Origin of the sequence: Clostridium sp. HCP1S3_C6 (genome assembly GCF_052066735.1) — a bacterium.
Taxonomy (GTDB): domain Bacteria; phylum Bacillota; class Clostridia; order Clostridiales; family Clostridiaceae; genus Clostridium.
This window is the reverse complement of sequence record NZ_JBQHRN010000011.1, coordinates 48,337-61,682: the sequence shown is the minus strand read 5'-3', so window position 1 is coordinate 61,682 and position 13,346 is coordinate 48,337. Positions and strand designations below refer to the sequence as shown.

Sequence of the window (13,346 nt, the reverse complement as noted above, 5' to 3'; positions counted from 1 at the left end):
AGCCACACCTTCATAACTAAATAACCTATTTATAAATATAGGGTGGACAAGCTCTAATTTCAAGGCTTACGCCCAATCCCATATAAGAACTTAATTATGCCAATGCTCTAGGCCTAAACATAATAATTCTTAATTATCTCCTTGGAAATTGGCTTTTAAGCGTAGCGCAAAAAGCCACTTAATTCTTAATTTTAACAAATGCATATTCAGAAGCTGGATTTTTAATAATACTTAAATCACCTTTTGTTGTACATTTAAAAACATCTTCACTTCCATCACTATTATTTATACCAATAAATAAAACATTGCCTTCTTCGTCCATTTGTAATCCCTTTTGTGTACTTATGCTTTTAGGAAAATCATATACAAGTCTATGATTTTTAGAATCTGCTATTTTGTAAAGAGAAGTAGTATTATCTTTGATTTTTCCAAGTATATATATATCATTATCTCTTTCTACTAAATCATATACCATAAAAACATTTCCAGATAAGATAGTTATTTTTCCTGTATCTAAGTCAATTTTCTTTAAAAATCGTCCTTCATCAATTTGCTCTTGCAGAAATATAGCTCCTTTTTCATTACCTTTTATAAAAAGTGCATCTCCATAATCAAACTCATATACTAATTTTTCAGAATTATTATTTATGTCATATGTAAAAATTCCATTTTCATTTTCATCTGGATTTATTCCATAATACACAAGTGTATCCTCTTTAACCCAGTCTATTAATGTACCAGATATTAAAACTTTACTATTAAATTTTACTTCAGTACCATCTTCTAAATTAATAATTATTACATTATAACCATCATCATTTCTATCAAGAAGAAGGTATTTTCCATTAGGAGATATAAGAAATTTTTCATCACTTTCTTTTGCATTATCTAGTGTTACTTTTTTACCATTAAAATATGCAAAAAACTTGTTTTCTTCCCTTCCTACATAATTTCCAGTACTTTTATTGTATGACCAAATTTCATCTTGTGTATCTATTTTTTTATATTCATCATTATCTAAATTGTAATTAACATATACACCCTTATCATTTGAAAGTACTGCACCACTACTTAATTGAATTTTAGGTGCATTTGTTTCTGTAACATTGCCACCCTTATTAGCTGATGAATTATTGCAGGCAGTAAGCAATGCACAAACACATAATATAGAACTTACTTTAAATATATATTTCAATCTGTTTTTCATCCTTATCCTCATTCTCTTTTATAAAAATAAACTTAGTCTATTACTTATAATACTATCTAAAAATAAGTATTACAATAACTATTTTACTACTTAAGGTAATATTAAGATTTATATTTTATTCCTTATGATATAATATGAATGTTAGCAATAATATTAATTAGCAATAATATTAAAAAGAAAGGATGAATTTTTATGGCACTTGACGGTATATTTTTAAAAAGCCTTTTAGATGATATTACGCCTATACTTATAGGTTCAAAAATAGATAAAATAAATCAGCCTGAAAAAGATGAAATAAACATAATAATTAGACAAAACAGAAAAAATTTAAGACTTCTTATTTCTGCATCTTCTAGTTATCCTAGAATGCACTTTACAGAAATAGTTAAAGAAAACCCCATAAAAGCCCCTATGTTTCTTATGGTTCTTAGAAAATACTTAGTAGGTGGAAAATTTAAATCTATATCACAAATTGATGGTGACAGAATAGTAGTAATGGAAATAGAAGCCACTGATGAAATGGGTTTTAATAGTTTATATTCATTAATAGTTGAAATTATGGGAAGACATTCTAATATAACACTTGTAAGAAATAGAGATAATAAGGTAATGGAATCTATAAAACACATAACTCCAGATATAAATAGCTATAGAGTTCTATTTCCAGGAGTAACTTATGTATATCCTCCAAAATCTACAAAATTAAATCCTTTTAATTTAAATTTTGATAATTTTTTAAAATTTATATCTGAAAATAAAATATCCTATGATGAAAATTTTTATTTAAAAGTTTTAACTGGTGTTTCAAAACCTTTATCAAGGGAATTATATCATAGGTATAATAAATCTTCTTGTATTTCTTTAAAAGATACTAATGAAATAAAAAATATATATGATTTTATTGTTGACTTTATAGAATATACAAACAATAATAAATATTTCTGCATTTATAAAAATGATCAAGGATTATATAAGGATTTCTTTTCTATAAATTTATTATCCTTAAATAGTAATAGTACTGTCTCTGAAGATAAAAACACTTTTATAGAACATTTTGATTGTCCATCTAAAATGCTTGACAATTTTTTTAGCACAAAGGATAAGCAAGAAAGATTATTAAATAGATCTCAAGATCTTCAAAAGCTTATACATACAAATATTGAACGATGTATAAAAAAATCAAAAATTTTAAATTCAGATTTAAAAGAAAGTGCAAAAAAAGAAAAATTTAAAATTAAAGGTGATCTTTTAACTTCTTATGTATATATGATAAAAGAAGGAATGAGTTCAATTGATTTGGTAAATTTTTATAGTGAGCATGGAGAAACTGTAACAATTGCCTTAGATCCATACAAATCTCCTTCTGAAAATATACAAAAATACTATAAAAGATATTCAAAATTAAAGAAAACAGAAGAATGGTCAAAAGCTCAATTAGAAAAAAATGAAGAGGAACTTAATTATTTAAATTCTGTTATGACAAATATTTTAAATTCAGAGTCATATGAAGATATTGAACAAATAAAAAATGAACTTAAGGAAACTGGATATATAAAATTCAGAAAAAATTCTAAAGGAAATAAAAAAAATAAAGAAAGCAAACCTCACCATTTTGTTACTGAATCAGGCATTGACATTTATGTTGGTAAAAATAATCTTCAAAATGACTATTTAAGTTTAAAATTTGCAGGTAGAAATGATATGTGGTTTCATGCTAAAGAAATACCTGGTTCCCATGTAATTTTAAAGTGCCAGGATATTTCAGATGATCTTCTTTCTGAAGCAGCAATTATAGCAGCATATTACAGTAAGGGAAAAGAAAGTTCTAAAATTCCTGTAGATTATACATTAGCTAAAAACTTAAAAAAGCCAAATGGTGCCAAACCTGGCATGGTAATATATCATACTAATAATACTATTTATGTTAATCCTAAGGATTATGAAAAATTAAAAATAAAAAAATTATCATAAAAAAAGTGGCATTTGCCACTTTTTTAACTGTTTCTAATCATTTCTTGAATTACTGTATCCCCATGACCTTTAATTATATTATTGTCAAAATATTGATAATAGAAACATTTTAATTTACCATTATATAATTTTCTGTTTTTTGTAGCCTTAGTGCCAAAGGCTCTTTCAAAGCCTTCAAAGGATGTTAAAACATTGTAATCCCATAAGGGATAATTTCTTTTATGCTTTCCTAATATTGCATTTAATCTTTCTGCTGTTTCTTTTTCCCCAAGTCTTTCACCATAAGGAGGATTTGTTATTATAAACCCGTATTTTTTGCTTGAAGAAAAATCTTTTACATCACGCTTTTGAAAATCTATATAATCATAAACTCCAGCTTTAAAAGCATTATTTTCTGCTGTTCTTAAAACCCATGTATCAATATCATATCCTATAAGCTTTATGTCCTTTTTCTTTTCTGCTCTTTTAGCACCTTCCCTTACTTGGTTAAACACATAATCAGGCATAGTTGGCCATGTTTCGCATACAAATTTACGATTTACACCTGGGGCAATATTGTTCATTATCATTGCAGCTTCAATTAATATTGTACCTGAACCACAAAATGGATCTATAAGTTCATAGTTTTTCTGCCATCTTGACATAAGAACCATAGCAGCTGCAAGAGTTTCTTTTAATGGTGCTGCTCCTGAATTTTCTCTATAACCTCTTTTATGAAGTCCCTCCCCTGATGTATCTATTGTAAGTGTGACCTTGTCTTTAAGTATAGCCACTTCTATTTTATATACAGGTCCATCTTCTGAGAATTTTTGTATATTATAGCTTTCGCTCATACTTGTAACTATAGCTTTTTTTACTATTGACTGACAATCTGGTACACTATGAAGTGTTGATTTTATTGACTTTCCTGTAACATGCATAACACCATTTATAGGTATTATTTTACTCCAGTTAACTTTCTTAGTACCTTGGAATAATTCTTCAAAGGTTCTTGCTTCAAATTCGGCCATTTTTATAAGTATTCTATCAGCAGTTCTTAAATGAATATTACATATAGCAATATCCATTTCGTCTCCTTCAAATTGTACCTTACTTGTTTCTGTTTTTATATTTTCATAACCTAAGGTTCTTAATTCCTTTGCAGTAATTCCCTCAAGACCAAAGGTAGTAGTTGCAATTAATTTATAATCCACTTTCTTCTCCTTTACAAACTCAATGAACTTAATGTTCATTAAATTTTTAATATAATTTAGTAACTTTAATCTTCATAAATGTTTACAGCTTCTTCATTATCTACATCTTTTATGAAAACTTCAATTTTTTCACTCTTAGATGTAGGAATGTTTTTGCCTACATAATCTGCCCTTATTGGTAGCTCCTTATGTCCTCTATCTATAAGTACAGCAAGCTGAATTGCTTTAGGTCTACCTACATCAATTATTGCATCAATAGCAGCTCTTACAGTTCTACATGTATAAAGTACATCATCTACAATTATTACTTTTTTATCATGAACATCTACACCTATATTTAAATTATTTACCTTTGCAAGTTCCTCTCTATCTGTTATATCATCTCTATAGCATGATATATCAACATTACCAACTGGAACATTTATACCTTCTATTTTAAATATTTCCTTTGCAATTCTATTTGCAAGAGGTACCCCTCTTCTTTCAACACCTACTAAAACTACATTCTCTACTCCCTTATTTCTTTCAATTATTTCATGTGATATTCTAACAAGGCTTCTCTTTATAGCCTTTTCATCAAGCAAATTAGCTTTTAATTTCATAAAAATATCCTACCCTTCACTTCTAATTTTATTTAAAAGATTTTTAAATTCTTCTGGAAGCTCCTTTGAAAATTCCATATATTTTTTTGTTCTAGGATGAATAAAACCAAGTGTTCTTGCATGAAGCATTTGACCTTGAACTTTGTATTTTTGCTTTTTAAATCCATATACTGTATCGCCTACAAGAGGGTGACCAATAGATGCCATATGTACCCTTATTTGATGTGTTCTACCTGTTTCCAAAACACATTTTATAAGGGTAGAACTTTTATAAACTTCTAATACCTTATAATGTGTAACAGCTCTCTTTCCATCAGGTACTATACCCATTTTCAATCTATCTTTTTTGTTTCTTCCAATAGGTTTATCTATAATTCCCTCTTCATCTTTTATTCTTCCTTCAACAAGAGCATAATACTCTCTTGTCATAGAATGATCTTTAAGTTGTTTAGATAAAAAATTATGTGATTCATCATTTTTTGCCACAACTAATATACCTGTAGTATCCTTATCAATTCTATGAACTATTCCAGGTCTTATAATACCATTAATGGAAGATAAATCAGTGCAATGATATAAAAGTGCATTTACTAAAGTATTTTCATAATTTCCTGGTGCCGGATGAACTACCATACCTTTAGGTTTATTAATTACAACCACATCGCTATCTTCATATAATATATCAATTGGTATGTTTTGAGGAATAATATTTAATTCCTTTGGCTTATGAATATTTAATGTAATAATATCATTTTCTTTTACTTTATAATTACTTTTTATATTTTTCCCATTTACAAGTACTTCTTCATTTTCAATAAGACCTTGTATATAAGAACGTGATTTATCTTGCATTTCATGACAAATAAATTTGTCAATTCTTTCTCCACTATTTTCTTTAACAACATTAAACACTAATTCTTCCATATACACACCTGCCTTACATACTTATTTTATTATAACAGTTCTTTTATAAAATTAAAATTAGTAAATAAAAAAAAGCTACAAAATGTAGCTTTTTAAGTTATTCATTCTAATGCAATATTTATTTATCATCATCATCACTTGCAAAAAAACTCTTTATTTCATCAATTTCATCTTTTTGATCTTTTACATCATGTTTTCCAATAGAATTTATTCCAAAGTCAATAGTATCATCTAAATTAACTTCTTTTTCTTTTATTGTTTCTTCTTTTTCTTCTTCCTCTTGTTCTTTTACAACTTCAGCTTTTTCAAGTTCTATTCTTACTTCATTATTTATATCTTCTTCTTTTTGAATTTCTTCATTCTTAATTTGTTCTTCTGAAGATAGAACATTATAATTTTTAAGTACATCTTTTTCTAAGTCATCAAAAGTTTGAAGTTGAGTATTCATGAAATTTCTAAATTTTGCTCTAAATTTTATAAACTCTTGTTTCATTTTTTCATATTCATCATTTAATTCAAGAACATCATTATGAGCTTTATCTAATATTCTTTGAGCAGTTTCATTTGCATTTTTAATTACCATATCTGCTTCTTTTTCAGCAGAAATCTTTGCTTGATCTGCTGCATTTTGTGCAAGCAAAAGTGTATTTTGAATTGTGCTCTCTATTTTCTTATAATGTTCTATTTGCTCATTTGCTAATGTTACTTTTTCTTTTAATTTTGAATTGTCTTTATAAAGTTGTTCATAATTTTCTATAACTTCATCTAAAAATTCATCAACTTCTTCTGGATTGTATCCTCTAAGTCCTCTCTTGAACTCCTTATTATTTATGTCCATTGGAGTAAGCTTCATTACTTTCACCTCTATGTGTATTTTTTTATTATCACTTTATATTTACCACTTTTACTGTTACCTACAATATCACCTAAAATAAATTTACCTGTGCCTCTTATTGTTATTCTCTGATTTTTCTTAACTTCTTTTGATTTATCACATACTTTTGAATAATCTAATAAAACTAAACCCTTATCTATTATCTCACTTGCCTTTGCTCTAGATATCTTTGATATTTTTGATACAATTGCATCTAACCTAAGTTTAGGAACAAGAATAACTTCTTCTAAAAATTCTACTTTAGGCAAACTAGATATATCATCTACAATTTCAACTTTGCAAGGACAATTTGCCACCATTTCAAGATTATTAATAATATAATCTCTAATTTCAATGGAAACAGCAACATAACATTTATCATTATCTACTATTAAATCTCCAATTTTATTTCTTTTTATTCCAAGAGACAAAATTGATCCAAGATAATCTCTATGGTTTACTTTCCTAAATTTAGATTTATTTGATATTTTAATGCAACTTATTTCTGATTCCTCATTATATTTATTATTAAATGAAATCATTCTTCTTTCTGCATCATCAAATAATCCAAAAGTTTGTACTAAAAATTCCTTTGAACTCATATTACTTTGAAAATAACTCCACACATTAGGTGGATAAAAATCATTTCCAAATACAGGAATATCCTTTTCATAAGCTAATTTATATTTTTCATAAAGGTTAACTGCAAAAGGCTTGTCATCCTTTAAAAAATGACTTAACACTTCATCTTTACTAATCATATAACAAATTATTTTGACCAGCTAAATAATGCCTTTGATCCTAATTCACTTTTAAATTCATTAGATACTTCAACATTTGAAGGTGTTAATAAATAAACATCCTTTTCAATTTTTTGAAGTTCACCTGTTAAAGCATAACATGCTCCACTTACAAAATCTAATAATCTTTGAGCTATTTTATTTTCAAGTCCAGAAGTGTTTATTACAACAATTCTTCTATTTTTTAAAGCATCACAAATTTCAGTTGCTTCTTCATATGCAAGAGGTTTAGTTACTGTAACCTTTGCAGATGCAGTAGTATGAATATTTACCACTTTATTATTTTTTTCTATTTTTTTATTTTGAATCATTGGTTCTAAATCTTCATGTGAATTATTTTCACTTGTTTCTTCATCGAAATCATCTTCGAAATCATCCTCAAAATCATCATCATAATCTCCAAATCCAAATAGTGTTTTCACCTTTGTTAATACATTACTCATTACATTTCCTCCTAAAATCTAAATTTTATAATCTCTAGCGCCAAAAATACCAGATCCAATTCTAATTAAATTAGATCCTTCTTCTATAGCTTCTTTATAATCGTGAGTCATACCCATGGATAGCACTTCCATATTTATATTTTTATAGCTTTTTTCTTTAAGCTTAATAAAAATCTCATGTGTCTTTTTAAAGTATTCCCTGTTTGCATCAGAGTCACCTTTTGGTATTATTACCATAATTCCCTTTACCTTAACAAAATTACATTTTTCAATTTCATCAATTGCTTCTTGCAATTCTTCTACTTCAAAACCACTTTTACTTTCTTCTCTTCCTATATTTATTTGTATAAGTACATTGGCTGTTAAGTTCTTTTTACCATATTGCTTTTCTATTTCATTTAAAAGTTTAACACTTGATAATGAGTGTATTAAATAAACTTTTCCAACAATGTATTTTACTTTGTTAGTTTGCAATTTTCCAATTAGATGCCATCTTACATCATCATGGAAATTTTCTATTTTTTCCATTAACTCCTGTACTTTATTTTCACCAAAATCTCTTATTCCTGTTTGGTAAGCTTGCTCTAAATCTTCTAAAGGTTTAGTTTTTGAAACAGCAAGTAATTTAACGTCTTTTGGTATTTCTTTTTCAATTTTTTTTATGTTTTCAGCTATGCTCACTTTACCTCTCCTCCAAAAAATATATACCTTATCTATTTATGTATTCTTCATTAATTGCAATTTTCCTCTTTTTGTGTATTACTTATTTTATATATTCTGATGCAAAAGATATTTCTCTTATATCTGCTACTGGCATTGCTATTTCACCAATACTTTCAAGATTAATATTTAATCCTCTTGCCTTTAATTTTTTTAAATAGCCACCTTCTTTATTTAAATTAGTTTTTAAACTTTCAGGATCTCCAATAGCAAAAATGCTAAAGGGTGCTTTTTCTACTGATCCATCATCAAATAGTAAAAATGATCCATTACATTGTACAGCACTATGAAGAGTAATTCTATGATTATTTACAGTAATTGCTTGTGCTCCTGCAAGCTTAACACTATTTAACAAATTTCTCATATCTTTATCATGCAAAATTTTATTTGTTTTTTCAAAATCAGTATCATTTTCATTAATAATTCCGTCATTTATTGTTATTTTAATTCCAGTGCCTTTAACCTCATTATTACCACTAAGCATTCCATAATATTCAATTTGATCTTTCATATCTTTTATTATTTTTTCACTTTTGTTGTCAGTAGTTGAATAACTTAAAATTTTATTATTTAACTCCTTATTATCCTTTTCAAGAGCATTAATTTCTCTTGTAAGTTTATTTCTTTCTTCTAAAACGTTTTTGTATTCTCTTGTATTTAAATCCATAAATTTACTTATACCGTTAAACTTAAAATTAGTTGATATAAGAAGTCCAATTATAATAGCACTTAAATAAAGCATTATCTTACTACTACCTATTTTTTTAACTTGCATTTTCTTCATCTAATTTACCTTTATAATCTTTATAAGTTTTTCTTGATTTCATTTTTTCTAAAATATTACGCCTTATTATAGCAAAATTATCAAAAATTCTTCCACCAAATACAATTACAGCTGCTATATACATTGGAATTCCTATCTTATCACCTAAATATGCCATACCTGCTGCAAGTAATGCATTTCCAAAAAATCCCGAAATAAATATATCGGCCTTAAAGCTATGAGAAAGATTAGCCCTAATTGCACCAAACACAGAATCAAGGCAAGCAAGTATTGCAACTGACATATAAGGAGATAAAGCATCTGGTATATTAAAATCAAAAACTATTCCTAAAAGTATTCCTACTATTAACCCTAATACTACTACCATTTTACTCTCCTTTCTCACTTTCAACACTTAAAAAATCATTAGTTATTTTATCCGTAGTTTTTTCAATTTCTATAGAATCAGCAGTTTCAATTGATGCATTATAATTATTTCCAATCAAATTTTCAAGAAATCCTTGAAATTCCATTTCTGTTTTTAGTTTTGTACTATCTCCTATAACTTTAATTATAATTGCCTCATCTGGGTTTATTCTATCAGTATTTCCTACCCTAATAAAGCTTCCTGAAGTTCTTATTCCAGTTTGAGCTGTTATCCTAATGTCATTAATTGAAATAGCCTCCGCCCCTGCAAATTTTAAATTATTTACAATATATGAAAGAGTCATTTCACCAATCTTACTTAAATTATTATCATATGTTGCATTTTTTTTTTGAATTGTAATAACAATTCCACTTCCAGATACCTCTTCAGTTCCTAAAATAGCTTTATCTAAAACAATCTGTTTCTTAGCTTCATCATCTGCAACTGTTCCTGATGAATTTGTTTCATAAGATTTAATTTGATCTGTTAATGATTTATTGTTTTCTTTTAATTTTTCATTTTCTATCTGAAGTTCATTTAATTTTTCAATAGCCTCATCTCCAGATAAATTTTTATCATCAGATTTATATGTATTTATAATATATTTTATCTGATACGATAATAAAAAACCCAATATAACACAAATTATTCCAATAGTAACCTGTGACAAGATTTTTTTCATTTTTACCTCCACTATTTAAAATCAGGCGTACCTTCAAAACTTACATTTATATATTCAGTTACTAAACCTGTTTTGTATATATTTATGGCATCACTCATTTTTTTTCTAACATTATCATCATTTCCAATTAAAATATAAATACCACCCATATAAATCTTTATTGATGACATATCAGAAATATCTATTCCTGTAATTGAAAAACCTTCTTTATTTTCTTTTATAACTTGCTGTTCTTTATATAATTCTGTCAAAAGCCCTTTTATTCTTGTATCGTCTATTGCTAAATCCCCAAGATTTTTGCCATTTATATCTATACCTATTAATTGGATTAAATTTTTATTTTTTATCTCTTCAGTTTTTTCAAGAATAATACAATCATTACTTACAATATTATTATCGTCCCCATCATAAATATAATAAAGTCCTGTAGCCTCAAAAATTTCCAATTCTAGTGTACTTGGAAATTTCTTATGCACAATTACATTTTTTATGTATGGATTTCTTTGTAATTTTCTCTTTATATCATTGGCACTTAAAAAGAACAAATTATCTCCCTTAAAATTTTCTGAAGCTTCGCTCATATATTCATTAGAAACTACTATGTCACCTGTAACTTTAACATTTCTAATTTCAAAAACATTTGTTTTATATATAATGCCCACCATAATTGCTATTAATACACAAATAATAAAAATACTTTTTTTTATCTTTTTCTTTCGTCTAGCCTTCTTTATATAAATATTATCTGTTTTTCCCATATCTCATCCCTATCTTATTTTTTTATATCTATATAATAATAACACTATATTTTCTTTTTTTCATTATAATTTTTCATTTTTTTATGTGACCTCAAATGTTTGCTTCATTTCACTTTCTGTTCTTTATTACTTACAACTTCCGTTAATTAATAATTAAGGATTAAGAATTAATAATTGAGGATATTTTTACTCCTACGTCGTAAAAATCTTAATATTATATTGTATGAGTGGACAATCAACATTTTTAATGTGGTATCAAATGTTTGCTTCATTTAACTTTCTGTTCTTTATCACTTACAACTTCCGTTAATTAATAATTAAGGATTAAGAATTAAGAATTGAGGAGATTTTTGCTCCTTACCTCGCAAAAATTTTAATTATATTGTATGGGTGGACAAGCTCCATATTTCAAGGCTTACACCAAAACTTATGCAAGAATACAATTATGCTAATGCTTTAGGCCTAAATACAATAATTCTTAATTATCTCCTATGGAGATTGGCTTTAAGCAAAGCGCAAAAGCCACTTAATTATTAATTCTTAATTTCACAGTTAAATTTTTAGCCTAATTAAAATTTCAAGGCTTACACCAAAACTTATACAAGAATACAATTATGCTAATGCTTTAGGCCTAAATACAATAATTCTTAATTATCTTCTTGGGAGATTGGCTTTAAGCGTAGTGTAAAAGCCACTTAATTATTAATTCTTAATTTCATAGCTACATTTACCACCTAATTAAAATTTCACCGCCTACACCAAATCTATACAAAATTTAATTATTAATTTTTAAAAAAGACTTTGACAAAATTGCCAAAGCCTTAATTTTTTACTTTTAATTTATTTTTCTGCCTTGATACATTAAGAAGTATTCCCATAGCTGCCATGGTTATTGCAAGTGACGTACCACCATAACTTATAAAAGGAAGCGGAACTCCTGTTACTGGCATAGATCCTGTTACAACTGCAATATTTATTGCACATTGTATAGCTATAACAGATGTAATTCCTACAGCTATTAATGTACCATAAGTATCTTTAGCTTCCATAGCTACTGTAATTCCTCTCCAAATTAAAACAAGGAATACTGTAATTATTAGTAAACAACCAATAAGACCTAATTCTTCACCAATTATAGAAAATATAAAATCGTTGTGAGGTTCTGGCATGTAAAGAGTTTTTTGCCTTGACTGACCAAGACCAAGTCCTGTTAAGCCACCTGCACCTAGTGCATAAAATGATTGAATAAGCTGATATCCATCTGTAGAAGCATATTGCCATGGATCAGTAAAACTCATTAATCTTTTTAATCTGTAAGGTTCAAAAATTGCAAAGCATGCAGCTAATGCTACAAGAACTGGTGCAACATATCCAAAAAGATGTTTTATTCTGCCTCCTGCACAAAATATCATTATAAATGTAACTGCCATAATAATTATTGCAACACTTAAATTACTTTGCATAAGCACAAGACCTGAATATACAAGACCAACACCTATATATGGCATAACTCCAGTCCAAAATTTCTTAACCCCATTTGCTTTTGCTTCAAGACTCATAGCTAAAAATAGCACTACTACATATTTTGCAAGCTCTGATGGTTGGAAACTAAGTGCTCCAAACTTAATCCATCTTCTAGCACCCTTAACAGGGTCAAATGCAAAAACTGCAAGCTGAATTGGTGCTGCAATAAGTATTGCAGGCACTGTGAATTTTTTAAGTTTATGATAATCAAAACCCATAAAGAAAAACATTGCAATAAGTCCAAGAATACTTGCAAATATTTGCTTTTTTAAGAATTCTGTTGTATCACCAGAATTAGTATTATATTTAGCATAAAAAGAACTAGCTGAATAAACCATAACTATTCCTACTGCAAGTAAAATCATAATAGAATAAAATAAAATATAATCTATATTTTGCATTCTGCTTTTCTTTTTCTCCTTGCTTTTAAATGCCACCATGTAACCTCCTTTCTATAA

14 protein-coding genes are annotated in these 13,346 nt (G+C 27.3%); 1 reads left to right on the top strand and 13 read right to left on the bottom strand.

Features of this window, described 5'->3' with window-relative positions; genetic code table 11:
• Window positions 1-178: 178 nt before the first annotated feature.
• On the bottom strand, window positions 179-1,207 hold the full coding sequence (locus tag ACTNAO_RS05935) for a hypothetical protein (RefSeq protein ID WP_441027343.1): 1,029 nt from the start codon (window positions 1,205-1,207) through the stop codon (window positions 179-181).
• 192 nt (window positions 1,208-1,399) lie between these two features.
• Between ACTNAO_RS05935 and ACTNAO_RS05930 the strand changes: the two genes are divergently transcribed.
• Window positions 1,400-3,178, top strand: a complete 1,779-nt coding sequence (locus ACTNAO_RS05930; protein ID WP_441027342.1) for an Rqc2 family fibronectin-binding protein — start codon at window positions 1,400-1,402, stop codon at window positions 3,176-3,178.
• Window positions 3,179-3,201: 23 nt separating this feature from the next.
• Here the strand turns inward: ACTNAO_RS05930 and ACTNAO_RS05925 are convergent, their stop codons facing one another.
• The 12 genes from ACTNAO_RS05925 to ftsW form a co-directional block, all read right to left on the bottom strand.
• The gene (locus ACTNAO_RS05925) at window positions 3,202-4,371 is read right to left on the bottom strand and encodes a THUMP domain-containing class I SAM-dependent RNA methyltransferase (protein WP_441027341.1); all 1,170 of its coding nucleotides are present in this window, start codon (window positions 4,369-4,371) and stop codon (window positions 3,202-3,204) included.
• A gap of 65 nt (window positions 4,372-4,436) precedes the next feature.
• The gene (pyrR, locus tag ACTNAO_RS05920) at window positions 4,437-4,973 is read right to left on the bottom strand and encodes a bifunctional pyr operon transcriptional regulator/uracil phosphoribosyltransferase PyrR (RefSeq protein ID WP_441027340.1); all 537 of its coding nucleotides are present in this window, start codon (window positions 4,971-4,973) and stop codon (window positions 4,437-4,439) included.
• Between the two features lie 9 nt (window positions 4,974-4,982).
• Window positions 4,983-5,897: an RluA family pseudouridine synthase gene (locus tag ACTNAO_RS05915; protein ID WP_441027339.1), complete on the bottom strand. Its 915-nt coding sequence runs from the start codon at window positions 5,895-5,897 to the stop codon at window positions 4,983-4,985.
• 118 nt (window positions 5,898-6,015) lie between these two features.
• Window positions 6,016-6,750 (bottom strand): DivIVA domain-containing protein, encoded by a 735-nt coding sequence (locus ACTNAO_RS05910; protein WP_441027338.1) that lies wholly within the window; start codon window positions 6,748-6,750, stop codon window positions 6,016-6,018.
• 11 nt (window positions 6,751-6,761) lie between these two features.
• Window positions 6,762-7,532, bottom strand: a complete 771-nt coding sequence (locus ACTNAO_RS05905; RefSeq protein ID WP_441027337.1) for an RNA-binding protein — start codon at window positions 7,530-7,532, stop codon at window positions 6,762-6,764.
• An 8-nt stretch (window positions 7,533-7,540) separates the two neighbouring features.
• Window positions 7,541-8,014, bottom strand: coding sequence for a cell division protein SepF (locus tag ACTNAO_RS05900; RefSeq protein WP_441027336.1), 474 nt, complete (start codon window positions 8,012-8,014; stop codon window positions 7,541-7,543).
• A gap of 18 nt (window positions 8,015-8,032) precedes the next feature.
• Window positions 8,033-8,695 (bottom strand): YggS family pyridoxal phosphate-dependent enzyme, encoded by a 663-nt coding sequence (locus ACTNAO_RS05895; protein ID WP_441027335.1) that lies wholly within the window; start codon window positions 8,693-8,695, stop codon window positions 8,033-8,035.
• 82 nt (window positions 8,696-8,777) lie between these two features.
• Window positions 8,778-9,518, bottom strand: coding sequence for a DUF881 domain-containing protein (locus ACTNAO_RS05890; RefSeq protein WP_441046089.1), 741 nt, complete (start codon window positions 9,516-9,518; stop codon window positions 8,778-8,780).
• On the bottom strand, window positions 9,499-9,885 hold the full coding sequence (locus ACTNAO_RS05885; RefSeq protein ID WP_441027333.1) for a small basic family protein: 387 nt from the start codon (window positions 9,883-9,885) through the stop codon (window positions 9,499-9,501). The genes ACTNAO_RS05890 and ACTNAO_RS05885 overlap by 20 nt, the downstream gene beginning before the upstream one ends.
• Before the next feature lies 1 nt (window position 9,886).
• Complete coding sequence (locus tag ACTNAO_RS05880; protein ID WP_441027331.1) at window positions 9,887-10,606, bottom strand: DUF881 domain-containing protein; 720 nt, start codon at window positions 10,604-10,606, stop codon at window positions 9,887-9,889.
• A gap of 11 nt (window positions 10,607-10,617) precedes the next feature.
• On the bottom strand, window positions 10,618-11,364 hold the full coding sequence (locus ACTNAO_RS05875) for a cell division protein FtsQ/DivIB (RefSeq protein WP_441027329.1): 747 nt from the start codon (window positions 11,362-11,364) through the stop codon (window positions 10,618-10,620).
• Window positions 11,365-12,185: 821 nt separating this feature from the next.
• On the bottom strand, window positions 12,186-13,328 hold the full coding sequence (gene ftsW / locus ACTNAO_RS05870; RefSeq protein ID WP_441027327.1) for a putative lipid II flippase FtsW: 1,143 nt from the start codon (window positions 13,326-13,328) through the stop codon (window positions 12,186-12,188).
• Window positions 13,329-13,346: the final 18 nt, after the last annotated feature.

Bases quoted from the DNA above. Each gene is read 5' to 3' on its own strand.
- ACTNAO_RS05935 (WP_441027343.1), bottom strand. From the start codon at position 1,207: ATGAAAAACAGATTGAAATATATATTTAAAGTAAGTTCTATATTATGT.
- ACTNAO_RS05930 (WP_441027342.1), top strand. From the start codon at position 1,400: ATGGCACTTGACGGTATATTTTTAAAAAGCCTTTTAGATGATATTACG.
- pyrR (WP_441027340.1), bottom strand. From the start codon at position 4,973: ATGAAATTAAAAGCTAATTTGCTTGATGAAAAGGCTATAAAGAGAAGC.
- ACTNAO_RS05915 (WP_441027339.1), bottom strand. From the start codon at position 5,897: ATGGAAGAATTAGTGTTTAATGTTGTTAAAGAAAATAGTGGAGAAAGA.
- ACTNAO_RS05910 (WP_441027338.1), bottom strand. From the start codon at position 6,750: ATGAAGCTTACTCCAATGGACATAAATAATAAGGAGTTCAAGAGAGGA.
- ACTNAO_RS05905 (WP_441027337.1), bottom strand. From the start codon at position 7,532: ATGATTAGTAAAGATGAAGTGTTAAGTCATTTTTTAAAGGATGACAAG.
- ACTNAO_RS05900 (WP_441027336.1), bottom strand. From the start codon at position 8,014: ATGAGTAATGTATTAACAAAGGTGAAAACACTATTTGGATTTGGAGAT.
- ACTNAO_RS05890 (WP_441046089.1), bottom strand. From the start codon at position 9,518: ATGAAGAAAATGCAAGTTAAAAAAATAGGTAGTAGTAAGATAATGCTT.
- ACTNAO_RS05885 (WP_441027333.1), bottom strand. From the start codon at position 9,885: ATGGTAGTAGTATTAGGGTTAATAGTAGGAATACTTTTAGGAATAGTT.
- ACTNAO_RS05880 (WP_441027331.1), bottom strand. From the start codon at position 10,606: ATGAAAAAAATCTTGTCACAGGTTACTATTGGAATAATTTGTGTTATA.
- ACTNAO_RS05875 (WP_441027329.1), bottom strand. From the start codon at position 11,364: ATGGGAAAAACAGATAATATTTATATAAAGAAGGCTAGACGAAAGAAA.
- ftsW (WP_441027327.1), bottom strand. From the start codon at position 13,328: ATGGTGGCATTTAAAAGCAAGGAGAAAAAGAAAAGCAGAATGCAAAAT.